The 16,628-nt window shown below is 66.7% G+C and carries 11 protein-coding genes and 2 pseudogenes; 8 read left to right on the top strand and 5 right to left on the bottom strand.

Features of this window, described 5'->3' with window-relative positions; genetic code table 11:
* Positions 1-841 precede the first annotated feature (841 nt).
* On the top strand, positions 842-1,801 hold the full coding sequence (locus ACWDKQ_RS31060; protein WP_450142327.1) for a reverse transcriptase N-terminal domain-containing protein: 960 nt from the start codon (positions 842-844) through the stop codon (positions 1,799-1,801).
* On the opposite strand, the pseudogene ACWDKQ_RS31055 reads toward ACWDKQ_RS31060, so the two are convergent.
* Positions 1,788-2,336: pseudogene (locus ACWDKQ_RS31055) on the bottom strand (tyrosine-type recombinase/integrase); the annotation flags it as partial. The gene ACWDKQ_RS31060 and the pseudogene ACWDKQ_RS31055 overlap by 14 nt on opposite strands.
* A gap of 191 nt (positions 2,337-2,527) precedes the next feature.
* Here ACWDKQ_RS31055 and ACWDKQ_RS31050 point away from each other — a divergent pair.
* A complete protein-coding gene (locus tag ACWDKQ_RS31050; protein ID WP_450142326.1) occupies positions 2,528-3,127 on the top strand; it encodes a DUF4232 domain-containing protein in 600 nt (199 codons plus the stop codon).
* A 199-nt stretch (positions 3,128-3,326) separates the two neighbouring features.
* On the opposite strand, the gene recD2 is transcribed toward ACWDKQ_RS31050, so the two are convergent.
* Both recD2 and ACWDKQ_RS31040 read right to left on the bottom strand, forming a co-directional pair.
* Complete coding sequence (recD2, locus tag ACWDKQ_RS31045; RefSeq protein WP_450142325.1) at positions 3,327-5,573, bottom strand: SF1B family DNA helicase RecD2; 2,247 nt, start codon at positions 5,571-5,573, stop codon at positions 3,327-3,329.
* 418 nt (positions 5,574-5,991) lie between these two features.
* Positions 5,992-7,776 carry a hypothetical protein gene (locus ACWDKQ_RS31040; protein ID WP_450142324.1) on the bottom strand — a complete coding sequence of 595 codons (1,785 nt, stop codon included), beginning with the start codon at positions 7,774-7,776 and terminating at the stop codon, positions 5,992-5,994.
* A gap of 144 nt (positions 7,777-7,920) precedes the next feature.
* Between ACWDKQ_RS31040 and ACWDKQ_RS31035 the strand changes: the two genes are divergently transcribed.
* The 6 genes from ACWDKQ_RS31035 to ACWDKQ_RS31010 are packed head-to-tail and all read left to right on the top strand — an operon-like array spanning position 7,921 to position 14,427.
* Positions 7,921-8,922 (top strand): LacI family DNA-binding transcriptional regulator, encoded by a 1,002-nt coding sequence (locus ACWDKQ_RS31035; protein WP_450142323.1) that lies wholly within the window; start codon positions 7,921-7,923, stop codon positions 8,920-8,922.
* A 13-nt stretch (positions 8,923-8,935) separates the two neighbouring features.
* Positions 8,936-10,540, top strand: a complete 1,605-nt coding sequence (locus tag ACWDKQ_RS31030; RefSeq protein ID WP_450142322.1) for an FAD-dependent oxidoreductase — start codon at positions 8,936-8,938, stop codon at positions 10,538-10,540.
* A gap of 15 nt (positions 10,541-10,555) precedes the next feature.
* Positions 10,556-11,791 carry an ABC transporter substrate-binding protein gene (locus ACWDKQ_RS31025; protein WP_450142321.1) on the top strand — a complete coding sequence of 412 codons (1,236 nt, stop codon included), beginning with the start codon at positions 10,556-10,558 and terminating at the stop codon, positions 11,789-11,791.
* The gene (locus tag ACWDKQ_RS31020; protein WP_450142320.1) at positions 11,788-12,720 is read left to right on the top strand and encodes a carbohydrate ABC transporter permease; all 933 of its coding nucleotides are present in this window, start codon (positions 11,788-11,790) and stop codon (positions 12,718-12,720) included. Before ACWDKQ_RS31025 ends, ACWDKQ_RS31020 begins: the two co-directional genes overlap by 4 nt.
* A gap of 1 nt (position 12,721) precedes the next feature.
* The gene (locus ACWDKQ_RS31015; RefSeq protein ID WP_450142319.1) at positions 12,722-13,534 is read left to right on the top strand and encodes a carbohydrate ABC transporter permease; all 813 of its coding nucleotides are present in this window, start codon (positions 12,722-12,724) and stop codon (positions 13,532-13,534) included.
* A complete protein-coding gene (locus tag ACWDKQ_RS31010) occupies positions 13,531-14,427 on the top strand; it encodes an alpha/beta hydrolase (protein ID WP_450142318.1) in 897 nt (298 codons plus the stop codon). The genes ACWDKQ_RS31015 and ACWDKQ_RS31010 overlap by 4 nt, the downstream gene beginning before the upstream one ends.
* Positions 14,428-14,511: 84 nt before the next feature.
* Here the strand turns inward: ACWDKQ_RS31010 and ACWDKQ_RS31005 are convergent.
* Positions 14,512-14,586: pseudogene (locus ACWDKQ_RS31005) on the bottom strand (2Fe-2S iron-sulfur cluster-binding protein); the annotation flags it as partial.
* A 3-nt stretch (positions 14,587-14,589) separates the two neighbouring features.
* On the bottom strand, positions 14,590-15,918 hold the full coding sequence (locus ACWDKQ_RS31000) for a glutamate decarboxylase (protein ID WP_450142317.1): 1,329 nt from the start codon (positions 15,916-15,918) through the stop codon (positions 14,590-14,592).
* Positions 15,919-16,628 lie beyond the last annotated feature (710 nt).

The following is a 16,628-nucleotide window of genomic DNA, read 5'->3' as shown; positions in this document are numbered from 1 at the left end:
CCGCATCGGCGATCGGTATCGACTGGCCACCACACTGCTGGACCACCGCACCGATCCGGCCGTGACACTGGTGGGCCTCTACCACGAACGCTGGGGTGCGACGTGAAGTCGCATGATGTGAGTGATTACGTTGTTTGGAGGTTCCCCTAGTGAAGACGTGATCCGGTCCAGTGTCCGCGGGATCGTCTCCGCCCTGGCATGCGTCGTGGGTAACCGCGGGGTGTGAAGCCCAGGGTAAAAGCCGAAGCTGCTGCTGTTCCACCCGGCGGCAGCGGGCGAGGAGAAGGCCGGACGGGTGAATGTAGGTGAATCTCCGCATGCTTCGTAATAGTGGCTTCCGCCGGTGGAATGTGTCAGGCGGATGACAGGGCTGGCCGTTGAGAAACGGCAGGTGCCGATCGGAGACCCATCGCCGATCGGGAGGACACCACCGCCCCGGAGTATAGGAGGCATCCACCCCGGCCGCATCTCACACGTGCGGAACATGGAAACCCCGGCAGAGTCCTGATCGCCTGGGGGCGGGCAGGCAGGCCAACCGCGAGGAAGGCGGAATCCTCTGCCGGGAACAAGATGCCCAAGAAGCAAAAGCCGGTCATGCCGATAACGGCGTCATCGTCATCGGGAGAAACCCTGGTGGCGGTGGACGAAAGTCAACAGGAAACCAGCGGCAACACGACGGCACCTCCAGGCCGCCGCCACTGGATAACTGGCCGGATACCGGGCCTGGTGCCCGGGCCTTGAAAGAGGCGCTGACGTGGGCAGGTGAGCCTTTGAAGACAAGCAGCCGAAACCCTGGAACCGAAGGACAAGTTAGACACCGATGGTGAACGGACCCAAGGACGTGACCCTCGACTGGGCCGCCATTGACTGGCGCCTGCACGAGGAAAACGTACGGCGGCTACGGCAGCGGATCTTCAAGGCGGCGCGGGAGGGTTCCCTGGCCACGGTCAGGAACCTGCAGAAACTCATGCTGCGGAGCTGGAGCAACACGCTGGTCAGCGTGCGGCAAGCGACGCAGTTGAACGCGGGACGCAAAACCGCCGGGGTCGATGCGGAGGTCGCCTTGACTCCTCGGGCCAGGATGGAGCTGGCGGTGCGGGTGCATCGCGAAGCCGCAACCTGGCGTCCCCGGCCGGTGAAGAGGGTTTATATACCCAAGGTGGGAAACCGTGAAAAGCTGAGGCCGCTCGGAATTCCGGTCATCGCGGACCGCTGCCATCAAGGCAGGGTCCGTAATGCACTCGAAGCTGAGTGGGAAGCCCAGTTCGAACCCAAGTCTTATGGGTTTCGACCGGGGCGAAGCTGCCATGACGCGATCGGGGCGATCTTCCAGACCTGCTGTTCCGCCAAGACCAAGCGGGTCTGGGCTCTGGACGCGGACCTGGCAGCGGCATTCGACAAGATCGACCACAACCGGCTACTGGAAGCACTCGGGTCTTTCCCGGCCAGGGACCTGATCCGGGAATGGCTGAAAGCCGGTGTGATAGAGGAAGGAAAAGGGTTCACGCCAACCGATGAGGGCACACCCCAGGGTGGCGTGATCAGCCCACTCCTACTGAATGTCGCTCTGCATGGGCTGGAAACAGCAGCCGGAGTCCAATACTACCCCGCCGGCACCAGCGAGGCGAGGAAAATCAAACCGGGCTCACCGATGGTAATTCGGTACGCCGACTTATGTAGAACTCAACATAAGTTCGCTTATGTCGACTCCCGGGTTATGTCGGCAGAGTGCGGAATGTGTTGGTGCGTCGGGGTTTCAGCGTGGTGTGGTCGGCATAATCTGGTGGTCAGAGTGTCTTGAGGAATGCGAGCAGGGTGTCGGGGGCGGTGTAGCGGCGAAGCTTGCCGCCGCCGGGGGCGGTGCGGGTGAGGGCGCGTTCTTTGATCGTCATGTCGGCGTGCAGGTAGATCTGGACAGTTTCGGTTCCTTCGTGGCCGAGCCAGAGGGCTATGACGGAGATATCGACGCTGGCGTGCAGCAGCGCCATCGCGGTGGAGTGCCGCAGGGTGTGCGGTGTGACGTTCTTGCTGGTCAGCGATGGACAGGCGGCTTCGGCGGCCTTGGCGTGTTTGGCGACTAGGCGCGCGATGGCGTCGCGGGACAGCGGGGTGCCCCGCTGGGTGGGAAACAGCGGATCGTCGGGTTGTCCGCCTCGCTCTTTCAGCCAGGTGCGTAGGACTTTCGCGGTGACGCTGGTCAGCGGGGTGCAGCGGTCTTTGCGGCCTTTGCCATGGCAGCGCAGGTGTGCCCCCGCGGCGAGGTGGGTGTCGCGGATGCGGAGGTTGGCCAGTTCGGTGACGCGTAGTCCGGTGTGGACGGCGACCAGGATCAGGGCGTGGTCGCGGCGTCCGGTCCACGTGTCACATCAACTGAGACTGAAGAAGTGGCTGAGCCGCTCAAGGTGCCTCTCGCCTCGAAATTCGTCCGAATTCGCGCGGTGGACGCAACCCCGTCGGGCGTGGTGCGTCTTTCTTGTTGAAAGAGCGGTGAGAAACCGCTGACACACCTGAGGAAAAGGGGAGCACGATGCTCGAGCGCCACCGTATGACGTCTGCCATCACCGGCCTGCTGGGGGGAGCACTGCTGGTCACCGGCTGCGGAACCGCCGCCGCCGCACTTCAGCCCTCGCCGGCGCCCGGGCGTGACGCGGGCAATGCCGGTATGGCCTCGGGCGGGGGCGGCGGGGACATCGGCACGTCGAACTGCTCGGAGGCCGATTTCCTCGCCACCGCGACACCAGTGAAGGGCGACCCCGGCAGTTTCATCGTGGCGTACGGGAACCGGTCGGACAAGACCTGCACGATCAACGGCGGCGTGCCCAACCTCAAGGGTGTGGACATGAGCAACTCGCCGATCGAGGACCTGCCGGTCGAGGACGTGCGGCTTCCCGACGTGCCCAAGGAATTCACCCTCCAGCCTGGTCAGAGCGCGTACGCCGGGATTGGCATGGTCCTGGCCGACAGCGGCGACCCGAACGCTCACGTCCTCACCGGGTTCCAGTCCTCGCTGCCGGACATGTCCGAGGCCCAGCCGGTCAACGTTCTCGGCGACGGCGAGGTGAAGTTCGCCGCGAAGTACCTGCGAGTCAGCTCGCTGGTGTCTACCGCAGACGAGCTGCGGCCTTAAGATCCATGTGAGTCCGCGGATTCGACCTCGCCGTGCGGCGCCTCCGGCGAAGCGTCCGTACGTTTGTCGTTGTGACCAGCGTTGTTCACGTCCAGGCGCAGCGCTGGTACATACTCAGGCTTCTCGGGCGCCTCCAGCGGGGCCTGGCATCCGGAGCCGTCGAGTGCAGCGGCGCTGACGCGTTCTCTGTCGGGCGTTGTCACTCCGCCCGCTTCGAACCGGTCCCGGCCTGTCGGAGCCGGTGGTCCAGCGCGGTGTAGCGGCGGCCGGAGCCGACGGTGCGCACCGCCTGCCCGAGGGCCTTTTTCGAACCGACGAGGACCACGACTTTCTTGGCCCGGGTGACTGCTGTGTAGAGCAGGTTGCGCTGCAGCATCATCCAGGCGCTTGTGGTCAAGGGGATCACCACGCACGGGTATTCGCTTCCCTGCGAACGATGGATGGTCACCGCGTAGGCGTGGACCAGTTCGTCGAGTTCTGTGAAATCGTAGTCGATGTCCTCGTCCTCGTCGGTTCGCACGGTCATGGTCTGTGCTTCGTTGTCGAGGGCGGTCACGACGCCCTGCGTGCCGTTGAACACGCCGTTGGCGCCCTTGTCGTAGTTGTTGCGGATCTGCGTGACCTTGTCGCCGACGCGGAAGATCCGTCCGCCGAACCGCCGCTCTGGCAGGCCTTCCCTGGCCGGGGTGATCGCTTCCTGCAACAGTTGGTTCAGCGCGCCTGCACCTGCGGGGCCTCGATGCATCGGGGCGAGCACCTGCACGTCGGTGCGCGGGTTGAACCGGAATTTCCGCGGAATCCGTCGGGCGACGACGTCGACGGTGAGCTCGGCGGTCGGTTCGGTTTCCTCCACGTGGAACAGGAAGAAGTCGGTCAGCCCGTGTGTCAGCGGATAGTCCCCGGCGTTGATTCGGTGCGCGTTGGTCACCACCCCGGACTCGGCGGCCTGCCGGAACACCTCGTTGAGCCGCACGTGGGGAATCGGGGTGCCGGCGGCGAGCAGATCGCGCAGTACCTCACCGGCTCCGACCGACGGGAGCTGGTCGACGTCGCCGACCAGCAGCAGGTGCGCGCCGGGCGGGATCGCCTTGGCCAGTTTGTTGGCTAGCAGCAGGTCGAGCATGGAGGCCTCGTCGACTACGACGAGGTCGGCGTCCAGCGGGTTGTCCCGGTCGTAGGCGGCGTCCCCGCCCGGCTGGAGCTGGAGCAGCCGGTGCACGGTCGCCGCCTCGTGTCCGGTGAGCTCGGTCAGCCGTTTCGCCGCTCGTCCCGTCGGCGCGGCGAGGATCACCTTGGCCTGTTTTGCCTGAGCTAGCGCGATGATCGACCGCACGGTGAAGCTCTTCCCGCAGCCTGGGCCTCCGGTGAGCACGGCGACCTTCTCGGTCAGGGCCAGCTTGACGGCGCGCCCCTGCGCCTCGGCGAGTTCGGCGCCTGTAGTGCGGTGCAACCAGTCGAGGGCCTTGTGCCAATCGACCTCGGCGAAGACGGGCATCCGGTCCGCGCCGGTGTTCAGCAGCCGGGACAGCTGGTTTGCCAGGGCGACTTCGGCGCGGTGGAAGGGCACGAGGTAGATCGCGACTGTCGGCACCTCGTCGTCATCGGTGGGGATCTCCTCGCGGACCACGCCTTCCTCGGTGACTAGTTCGGCGAGGCATTCGATCACCAGCCCGGTGTCGACGGCGAGGATCTTCACCGCCTCGGCGATCAGCTCGGTCTCCGGCAGGTAGCAGTTGCCGTCGCCGGTGGACTCCGAGAGTGTGAACTGGAGGCCCGCCTTGACCCGTTGCGGGGAGTCGTGCGGGATTCCCACCGCTTTGGCGATGGTGTCGGCGGTCTTGAAACCGATTCCCCACACGTCGCCTGCCAGCCGGTAGGGCTCCTCCTTGACGGTCCGGATCGCATCGTCGTGGTACTGCTTGTAGATCTTCACCGCAAGCGAGGTCGAGACACCGACGCCTTGCAGGAAGATCATCACCTCCTTGATCGCCTTCTGCTCCTCCCACGCGTCGGCGATCAGCTTCGTCCGCTTCGGCCCGAGTTTGGGGACCTCGATCAGCCGCGCGGGCTCCTGCTCGATGACGTCGAGGGCGGCGACGCCGAAGTGGTCGACGATCTTCTCGGCGAGCTTGGGGCCGATGCCCTTGATCAGGCCCGACCCCAGGTAGCGGCGGATACCTTGCACGGTCGCAGGCAGCACGGTCGTGTAGTCGTCGACGTGGAATTGCCGCCCGTACTGCGGGTGCGCCCCCCACCGGCCGCGCATGCGCAACGCCTCGCCGGGCTGCGCGCCCAGCAGCGCGCCGACGACCGTTACCAGGTCACCGCCGCGGCCGGTGTCGATCCGCGCGACGGTGTAGCCGCTGTCCTCGTTGGCGAACGTGATCCGCTCCAGCGTGCCCTCCAGCACCGCGGTCCACGTGGCCGACTCCCGTCCCCTATCCACGGACAACAGGTATCACGAATGGCTGTCAAGCAAACCGGCGGTCACCGATTGCAGCGGTACCTCCCGAACGTCGCGGGCTCCGGCTGGTCCGCTCATGGTCCTAGCCGAGGAGGTGTTACCGCCGTCGCGGTCAGGGCTCACGCAGAGACGTGCGCGGATCGGAGGGGGCTATGACTGGCTATGACAGCACGCCAGGCCCAGCAATAAGCCAGCCGGACAACCGCAGCACCATCGTCCGCACCCGAGCGCAGCCACACCACCTAAGGGTGCCCCTCACCCATGGCGACGGTGTCGAGTGGCTCGGACGGCCGGACCAGGATCGCCGACATCGTGATCGCCACGAGCGTCGGCGATGCCCGGTACTATCTGGAGCACCCGCGAATGGACAACGACTTCCACGGGCGCGGCGCGCTCCTGATCATGAATCAAGAACTGAGATCGTCAGGTTGAACGTGCCGTCGTGGGGCACTGTGAGGATGTGCATCACGCGGCCGGGGTAGGTGATCGAGGAGGCCCTGATCTCGGGCTGCCGCGGCTGTGCCCAGTCGAATCGCAGCACCACCCGGCCGCGGGTCAGCGTCAGCCCCTGCGCGTCGAGTGCGACGGTGTCGGAGTCCCTCACCACCAACGGGATCTGCTCGGTTGCCGACGCGTTCGCCCGCACCGACCTGGTGATCCGGTCGGGCCCCACGGTCACGTCGGTGACGACCGAGCCATCCGCGGTGCGGTAGCGGAACCGGTACGGCTCGCCGCCCAGGAACTCCGCCTGCTGCGGTCCGTTCGCGTCCGGCACCTGACCCGGGAAGACCGTCGCCCAGCAGGCGTAGTTGTTGTTGTTCATCGACTGGACGACCGTGCCCGCCACCGGGTGCCACAGGAACGTCAGACCGGTGCGGCCCAGCGAGGTCGCGCGCCTCGCGCCGAAGTAGCCGCCGAGGTAGAACTGCGGCCTGCGCAGGAACAGGAAGTCCTGCCCCTGGTCGCTGCGGATCTCGGTGAAGTGCGCCTGTTGGTATGGAAGTTTCGCGATCGCGGCCGTGCGCTGGGCGCGGGTCGGATAGCGCTCGCCGTAGATCGCGTGGGTGAGGATGCGCGGTGAGGTGTCCTGTTTGACGAGTGCGGGCACCGGTGCCGGGTCCTCGGCCCAGGCCGCCCATGCGGCGGCGAGGTCTTCGCGGCTGGACAGGAACGCGCCCAAGTTCGGCACCACTGGCACGAACTGGTTGTTCAGCGCGGTACGTTCAGGGTCCGGTCGCACGTCGGCGTAGAACCGCGCCGAGGTGCGGGAGTTCGGGGCGACGTTGGCGAACCAGCCGGAGCCGTCGGGTTCGCGCAGCAGGTTGTAGCTGAGCCAGTCGGTGTACTTCCGGCTCATCGTGACGAGGTTGGCGTCGTTGGACTGGCGCCACGCGTCGGCCATCTCCGGCAGCATCACCTCGAAGTTGTAGTTGGTGTCCGCGCCGGTCAACTCATAGAAGTAGCCCGAAGGACTCTGCCCGTTCGCGGCAAGGCGCGCGAACGCCTCGGTCAACTGCTGCCGCAGCGCGGGGTCGGGGTCCTGGTTCAGCGCGAGCGAGGCGCCGGCGAGCCCGGCGGTAACCTGGTTCGCGTAGTGGATTGTGGGCTGCCAGGCGCTACCGTTGCCTGGATCGAGGAGCCACGTCATCGCTTTGCGCAACGCCGAGGTGATCTGCGACTGGCGTTGCGGCAGGATGTTCGCCTCGCGCAGCAGGGCGTTGGTTTTGCTCAGGTACCCCAATCCGAAGCCGGTGGGGGCGAGCCCGTGCTCGGTCGGCGAATACTCCGGCCACGAGCCGTCATCGTGCTGCAACCCCAGGTAGTGTCCGAGCCCGGCGTCGAGCGCGGCGAGCAGAGCCGCGTCGCCCCGGTACGGGTTCCACGTGCGGGATTGCGTGGCGAACCAGGCGAGCGTGTAGACGTGCTCCTGCACGCGGGCGTTGTACGGCGCCGCCGGGCTGCGCCACCAGCCTCCGGCGAAGAAGCCGCTCGAGTCCATGTCGGCGACCATCGGCGAGACCGCAGTGAGGTACGACGCGAATCGCTGTTCCTCGGGTGCGAACAGGCGCCGGTTCGGCGTGGTGGACGGTGGCGCGGGCAGTGCGAGTGCGCGGGTCGGCAGTGCGGCGAGCAGTCCGAGAGCGGCGGCGCCGGTCATCAGGCTGCGACGGCTGAACGTAGTCACGGGCCTACCTCCTTGTGGCCGATCAACCCTCACCCGTCCCGTAGCCGCACGTCAAGATGATAATTCGAATTATTAGGGGCTTGACGACGCGTCGGCCGACGACGCAGAATCCGTGCCAATTCGAATTGGCAAGCGGGGGTGCTCGTGGCCCGACGGATCACCCAGCAGGACATCGCCAGGATGGCAGGAGTCAGCCAGGCCACGGTGTCGCTGGTGCTCAACAACCGGCAGGACGGCAACGTCCGGATCGCGCCGGAGACCCGCGCGCAGGTGCTGGAGGTGATTCGCAAGACCGGCTACGTCGCGAATCTGATCGCCCGCAGGATGCACGATCGGCACAACCGCATCCTCGGCGTGTTCACCTACGAGGCGGTATTCCCGAGCACCCACGCGAACTTCTACCAGCCGTTCCTCGAAGGCATTGAGGAACAGGCCGAGGAGGTCGGCTGTGACTTGTTGTTGTTCACCAGCGCCAAGGCCGCTGGGGCGCAGCGGCGGATCTTCGGCGACGACAGCCGGGTGCGGCTCGCCGACGGCAGTCTGCTGCTCGGTCGCAGGGTCGACCGCGACGACCTGACCCAGCTGCTCGCCGAGGGCATCCCGTACGTCTCCATCGGACGACGCGACGATGCGGGCGGCCCGGTGCCCTATGTCGGCGCCGACTACCGCAGCGCGGTGCGAGACCTGGTGGACCGCGCGGTCGCGCTCGGCCACCGCGGGTTCGCGTACCTGGGATCCGGTGCGGGCGCGGAGTCGTCCGCGGATCGGCTGAAAGGCTTCCGCGAAGCCGTTGCGGCACATGGCGTTCAAGGGGTGCATGTGCAGACCGCACGGCTCGACCAGCTGCGCGAAGCGGGCGTCACCGCCGTGCTCGCCGAAGAGGTGTCGGACGGGGTCGCGCTCGTGCTCGCCGGACGCGAGCGCGGGCTATCCGTGCCGGGCGACCTCACCGTGCTCTCGCTCGGCGCCGCTACCCGGCCGGCACCGGACGACATGGCGCTCACCGGTTTCCGCATCCCCAGACGCGAGATGGGGCGCCGGGCGGTGCAGGCGCTGACCGAGGTGCTCGAACACGGCACCACACCGCAGGAACTGCTCCCGTGCGAGTTCGTCGAGGGCTCGACGTTGGGCGCACCACGTCTTTGACCAGGAGGAACTGTTGCTCGACCAAACCACGGACGTTGTCGTCGTTGGCGGCGGACTCGGCGGTGTCGCCGCCGCGCTCGCGTTGTTGCGCGCGGGCCGCCGGGTCGTGCTCACCGAGGAGTACGACTGGCTCGGTGGCCAGCTGACCAGCCAGGCCGTGCCGCCCGACGAGCACAGCTGGGTGGAGCGCTTCGGCGTCACCGCGAGCTACCGGGCGTTGCGCGACGGCATCCGTGACTACTACCGCCGCCACTATCCGCTGACCCCGCGCGCACGGGCGTGGCGGGAGCTCAACCCCGGTGCGGGCAACGTGAGCAGGCTCTGCCACGAGCCCGGCGTCGCCGTCGCGGTGATCGACGAGATGCTGGCGCCGTTCCGCGGCAGTGGCAAGCTGACCGTGCTGCGGCCGTACCGGCCGGTGGACGCACGCACCGACGGCGACCGGATCGTGTCGGTGACCGTTGCGCACCGCGACACCGGTGAACAGATCGAGCTCTCCGCACCGTTCATCCTGGACGCGACGGAGACGGGCGAGCTGCTTCCGTTGTCCAGCACGGAGTACGTCACCGGATTCGAGTCCACTCTGGACACCGGCGAGCCGAGTGCGCCCGAGGTCGCGCAGCCGGCGAACATGCAGGCGGTTTCGGTGTGCTTCGCGGTCGACCACGTCGACGGCGACCACACCATCGACAAACCGGCGCGGTACGACTTCTGGCGCGCGTACCAGCCGGACTTCTGGGGCGACCGGATGCTGTCGTTCCGCTCCCCGAACCCGCGCACGCTGGCCATCTCCGAACGCACGTTCACCCCGAACCCGGACGACGACCCGCTCGGCGTCGTGTCGGACCAGCGGCTCAGCGCCGGTGACAGCAACTTGTGGACGTTCCGGCGCATCGCCGCGCGTAACAACTTCGTCGCGGGTGCCTACGACAGCGACATCTGCTTGGTAAACTGGCCGATGATCGACTACTTCGAGTCGCCGGTGATCGACGTGCCGGACGCCGACGCGCACATCGCCGCAGCGCGGGAGCTCTCACGTTCGGTGCTCTACTGGTTGCAGACCGAAGCACCGCGCCCGGACGGCGGCACCGGCTTCCCCGGCCTCCGCCTGCGCGGCGACGTCACCGGCAGCGCGGACGGTCTCGCGCAGGCGCCCTACATCCGCGAGTCCAGGCGCATCAGGGCCGAGCACACGATCGTCGAACAGGACCTCTCGCTCGCCGTGCGCGGCGACAAGGGCGCGGTGCAGCACGCCGACGCCGTGGGTGTTGGCATGTACCGCATCGACCTGCACCCCTCCACCGGTGGCGACAACTACATCGACGTTGCGAGCTGCCCGTTCGAGATCCCGCTCGGCGCGCTGATCCCGCAACGGGTGGAGAACCTGCTACCCGCGGGCAAGAACATCGGCACCACCCACATCACGAACGGTTCTCACCGGCTGCACCCAGTCGAGTGGAACGTCGGCGAGGTCGCGGGCGCGCTCGCTGCCTTCTGCCTGGCGCACCGAGTCACCCCTCGCGCGGTGCGCAAGACCCCCGGCCTGCTCGCGGACTTCCAGCGGTGTCTGGAACGCGACGGGATCGAGCTCCGCTGGCCGGACGTGTCCGGCTACTGACGCAGGGAGACGTAAATGACAAAGCTGTCACGACGACTCACGGCACTAATCGTCGCAGGGCTGTTCGCCCTCACCGCCTGCGGTGGCGGATCATCCGCACAGTCCGGACCGAAGTCGCTGCGCATGACGGTGTGGACTGCCAACGCGGCGCATCTCAAGCTGCTCAACGACATCGCCGCCGAGTACAAGGCTTCGCACCCGGACATCACCGAGATCAAGTTCGACTCGGTGCCCGCCGACGGCTACACCACGACGCTCACCACTCAGATCGCCGGCGGTAACGCGCCGGACCTGGCCTGGATCCTGGAGGAGTCGGCACCGGACTTCGTGGCCTCCGGTGCGCTCGCCCCGGTGCGCGGCAAGATCGAGAAGGCCGACGAGCTCGTGCCGTCCGCGACGAAGTTGTGGGAGAAGGACGGCGAACTGTACGCCTACCCGTTCTCCACCTCGCCGTTCGGGTTGTTCGTCAACACCGACCTGGTGAAGGGCGCCTCGGCGGACTGGACCTGGGACCAGGCGATCGCGGCGGCCTCTGCGTCGGCAGCCGCCTCCGGCAAGGCCGGCCTGGTACTGCCGGACTTCAAGTACCAGAACTGGGCGGTGCTGTCCGCGATCTGGCGCGGCTGGGGAGCTGATGCGTGGAGTGCGGACGGTCGCTCGTGCGGGTTCTCCAGCAGCGAGATGAACGACGCGATGTCGTTCCTGCACAAGGCTATCTTCACGGACAAGGCGATTCCGGGCCCCGGCACAACGGTGGACTTCTTCGCCGGTGACGCGGCGATGGCGATCGGCCAGATCTCCCGGTCCAGTGCGTTGAAGGACGCGAAGTTCGGCTGGACGCTGCTGCCGCTGCCGTCCGGTCCGAAGGGTGACTACGCGGTGATCGGGCAGGCTGGGATCGGTGTGCTGAAGCAGTCGCACAACGTCGAGGCCGCGACGGACTTCCTCGCCTTCCTCACCAACCAGGCCAACTCCGCCAAGCTCGCGCAGTTCTTCCCCCCGGCGCGCTCGTCGCTGCTCAACGCGGAGACGCTCGCCAAGAGCAACCCGTTGATCAAGGCCGAGCAACTGCAGTCCGTCGTCGTCGACGGCATCAACAAGGGCGTGGTGAAGCCCAGCCACAAGGGTCAGGAGGAGCTGAACCAGACGATCCGCGCCGCACTCGACCCGTTGTGGAAGCCGGACGCGAACGTGCAGAGCGTGCTGAACGACGTGTGCACCAAGATCAAGCCGCTGCTGGAGCACAAGTGACGGCGGTCGCACACTCCACGCGGGCCGTAGCTCGCGAGCGGACGTCGTTCTGGACGCTACGCAGGCGCGACAACATGGTCGGTTACCTGTTTGTCGCGCCCGCGCTGCTCGGCAGCATCACGTTCGTGCTGGTGCCGCTGGCCTTGGTCGGCTGGTACAGCCTCAACGAGTGGAACGTGCTCGCCGGCACGTTCGAGTTCGTCGGCGCGCAGAACTACCAACAGCTGCTCGCCGACGAGAAGCTGCGCGACTCGCTGGCGGCCACCACGTGGTTCGCCGTCGGCCTGGTCGTGCTCAACCTGTCACTGGCGCTGCTGCTCGCCGTGCTGCTCAACCAGAAGCTGCGCGGCACCACGGTCTTTCGCACGTTGTTCTTCTCCCCGGTCCTCGTGTCGCTGGTGGCGTGGACGCTGGTGTGGCAGCTGATACTGCAGCCGGAGGGGAGCGTCAACGGGCTGCTCGGGTTCTTCGGCGTCGACGGGCCGAACTGGCTGCGCGGTGAGTCGACCGCGATGGTCTCGGTGATCGTCGTGCAGGTGATCAAGAACGTCGGCTTGAACATGGTGCTGTTCCTCGCGGCGCTGCAAGGCGTGCCGCAGCCGTTGTACGAGGCGGCGAAGCTCGACGGCGCGGGTGCCTGGACCCGGTTCCGCCGCATCACCGTGCCGTTGATCAGCCCGACGATCCTGCTCACGTCGATCATCACCATCGTCGGCTCGCTGCAGGTGTTCGCGCAGATCGCGGTGCTCACGCAGGGCGGTCCGGGAACGTCCACGACAGTGCTGATCTACTACCTGTACCAGCAGGCGTTCCAGTTCCACCACTTCGGCTATGGCGCGACGATCTCGGTGCTGCTGTTCGTTATCGTCGCCGCACTCACCCTGCTGCAGTGGCAGATGCGCCGGAAGTGGGTGCTGCATGAGACCTAGGGTGAAGATCGCGCTGTACGGGCTGCTGTGCGTGCTGTGCGTGCCGTTCGTGTTCCCAACCTGGTGGATGATCACCTCGTCGATGAAGCCGATCAGCGAGATCTTCTCCACTTCGCCGCTGCCGTCGGAGTGGACGTTGTCCACTTACCGGCAGGTGTTCGCGATGCAGCCGTTCGGGCAGCAGTACTGGAACAGCCTCTACATCGCGGTGGTCGTCACGGCGGGCACGATGGCGGTGGCGGCGATGGCCGGGTACGCGTTCGCGCGTATCCGGTTCCCCGGCCAGAACGTGCTGTTCGTGGTCGTGTTGATCGGCCTGCTCATCCCGAGCGAGGTCACCATCGTGCCGCTGTTCCAGATGTTCCAGTCGCTGGGCCTGACCAACACGCACTGGCCGCTGATCATCGTGCCGATCTTCGGGGCGCCTTGTGTGCTGGCGATCTTCATCATGCGCCAGTTCTTCATCGCCCTGCCGTCGGAGCTGGAGGAGGCCGCGCGGATGGACGGCCTCGGACGAGCGGGCATCTTCTACCGGGTGGCGCTGCCGCTGTCCCGGCCCGCGCTGGGTGCCGTCGCGATCTTCACGTTCCTGCACTCGTGGAACCTCTACTTGGAGCCGATCGTCTACCTGTCCACACCGGACATGTACACGCTGCCGCAAGCGCTCACACAGTTCGTCGACAACTACGGCGGCCCGATGTGGAACGTGCAGCTCGCCGCCGCGACCATGACTGCGGTGCCGATTCTCGTCGTGTTCGTGCTGGCGCAGCGGCAGTTCATCGAGGGACTCGCGCACACCGGGGTGAAGGGGTGAGTCCCGCGATCGACCCGGAGATCGCCGCGCTGGTAGACCTAGCCAGACCACCGCTGACGCCATCGGGAATAGACGCGGTCCGGGCCGGTGGACGCGTCGTGACCGATGCCGAGCTGACGCGAGGCGGCACCGTGACGTTCGCCGAGGCCGAGGCCGATGGTGTGCCGGTTCTCGTGCTGCTCCCAGCGGGTGCGCCACGTCTTGCGGTGCTGCACCTGCACGGCGGCGGGATGGTCGCGGGCACCCGGCGCACCGACCTGCACGTGCTGGCCGAGTGGGTGTCGGAGCTGGGTGTCGTGCTGGTGTCGCCGGAGTACCGGCTCGCACCCGAGCACCCGCACCCGGCGCCGTCGCAGGACTGCTTCCAGGTGCTGGAGTGGATGTCCCGCAACGGCTTCGGCCCGCCGGTCGTCGCGGGTACGTCGGCGGGCGGCGGGCTGGCGGCGGCGGTGACGCTGATGGCCCGCGACCTCGGCGGTCCCCCGATCCGCGGCCAGCTGCTGATGTACCCGATGCTCGACGACCGGTGCGACACCCCGTCCAGTCACGAGTACCTCGACGGGAACACATGGGTGCGCGCGTCGACGATCACCGGCTGGGAGGCCTTGCTCGGCGATGCGCGGGGCGGTCCCGACGTCTCACCGTACGCCGCACCGGCACGTGCCACCGACCTCGCCAGGCTGCCATCTACCTACGTCGACATCGGCTCGGCCGACCTGTTCCGCGACGAGGCCATCGACTACGCCCTGCGGCTGTGGCGCGCTGGTGGAGACGCAGAACTGCACGTCTGGCCCGGCGGGTGCCACGGATTCGACCAGCTCGTGCCCGACGCGACGTTGTCGCGGCGGGCACGAGCCGCCCGCATCGCCTGGCTGGGCCGCGTGATCAGGTAGACGTAGTGCGCAGACCCCCGGATTTATCTGTGGGTTAGCACGTCAAGTCCGATCCTGACGTGCCCGGCGGTAACCCTGCCAACGTTAGATAGCTCGGTGCGCTTTGCCATCCATCAGCACGGTGCAGGCCCCGCAGATGCCGTGCTCGCAGCTTAGGTGCGTTCAGCTCACTCTTACTACTCTGGGCCCCACACCAACATCGCCTGTGACTTCCTCCGCTTGGACACCGCACTCGGGCCGAAACTGTACGCGCTGCCCTTCCTTGAGAGGTCCGCTGGCGCGGAGTGCGGTGACTGCGTTGGTTATGTCGTCGGCGAGTCGGCGGGCGAGGATGTCGGAGAGATCATTGCGGCAGACCAGCCGCGCGACGGTGACGTTCGTCTGGTTGGGGGGCAATGTGTAGGCGGGCACCAGCCAGCCGCGTTGGCGGAGGCGGTCGGCCAGGTCGGTCACGGTGAAACTAGCGTGGTCACGGGTGGTGAAAGCGACCACGGGTAGGTCGTTGCCGGAGGAGATCACCCGCATGTCGTGGAATTGGTTGAGGTGGGCAGCCAGTGCGCGGGCGAGGTCGCGACAGCGTTGCATGATGGCCCGGTAGCCTTCTACGCCCAAGCGGAGGAACTGGTAGTACTGGGCGATGATCGGCGCGGCGGGTTGGGTGAAGGTGAGGGTCTGGGTGGATAGGTGCCCCCCGGTGTAATCGGTCGAGAATCCGAGCTCGACGGGCACCACGCTCGGGTCTCGCCATACCAGCCAACCCAGGCCCGGAGCGACCAGGCCGTACTTGTGCCCGGACGTGTTGATCGAGGTCACTCGGGGAAGCCGGAAATCCCACATCAGTGCGGGATCGAGGAACGGCGCCACCAGCCCGCCCGAGGCCGCGTCGACGTGTACCGGCACGTCGACACCGTCGCGGGCACGCCGTTGGTCCAGCGCGGCGCACACCTGCTGTACCGGTTCGTAGGAGCCGTCGAAGGTGGTGCCCAGCACGGTGACCACGCCGATGGTATTCGTGTCACACAACTCGGCTGCGGTGTGCGGGTCGATGCCGAACCGGCCTTCCGCCAACGGGATTTGCCGCACTTCGACGTCCCAGTAGGCGCAGAACTTGGCCCAGCAGACGTGTACGGCGGCTCCCATGACCAGATTCGGGCGCCCGCCGGATCCTCCGGTGCGGGAGCGCCAGCGCATCAACATCGCCAGCGCGGCGAGCATGCACGCCTCGCTGGAGCCGCCGGTGGACGTGCCGACCGCGCTATCCGGGTCGGGCGCATGCCACAGTTCGGCGAGCGCTGCGACGCACCGCTGCGCCAAGGCAGTCGTGCGCAACGGCTGCACGCCGTCGACGGTGTTGCTGTAGAGGAATTCGGCCATCAGCCGTTCGGCTTCCGGTTCCATCCCGGTGGTGATGAACGTTGCCAGATTCAACTGTGGCCGTACATCCGGGCGCAGTTCATCCCGCACCGCCTGGTAGGCGGCATCTGCGGGCATCGAATCCTGGGGCAGACGCCACCCCGCAAGCCTTCCCGGAACAGTTTTCTGCACGGGGACCGCCGACAAGTCGACCACAGGTCACACCACCAAACCGTATCAAGATCAACAAAGGCATCTACAGCTCGGCCGCTACTCATGCAATGGCACAAGTGCGCCTTCGGGGAGTTCCGTCACTAACCACCGGGGGACGAAGACGGACACCCTTGGCAACACCTGACGAGGCGACAGTTGCCACGACAATAATCACGGACCCCCTCCACCGCATGAATGAATGCCCGGAAATACCCCAAGCGGTTGCCCGAAAGGGCAGGAGTGTGTTGCTTTATCTGCTCGGCGTGAGCGCCGCATCCCGCTGATCTGTAAACGGGACCGCGTACCCGCTCTCGCAAGCAGTCAACCTGCGAGATCCGCCCACATACTGGCGGGCGCCCGTACCGCCCGCGCGAGCTCGATCCGTTCCTGCTGGTCGGACTACTAGGAATCGTGAAGCGGCTGCGGGACCTGCGCGTTAGCTCACTCGTGGTGCGTTTGCCGCAGCCCTGCTGAGGTATGGCGATGCCCCGCGCTTGTGGTGCGGGGCATCGCACAGGTGGCGAGGGTCGCGACTAGGATCGGCTTCTCGTTTGTTCCCATTGTCGGCTCATGGTCTCAGCGAGGAGAGATTTTTTCATGCGCCTGGCAAGAAGATCCGCCAGAGCTTCGATTTC

The organism is Saccharopolyspora sp. NPDC000995 (assembly GCF_053599315.1).
The sequence above is the reverse complement of the archived record's forward strand: the minus strand, read 5'-3'. Positions and strand labels throughout refer to the sequence as shown.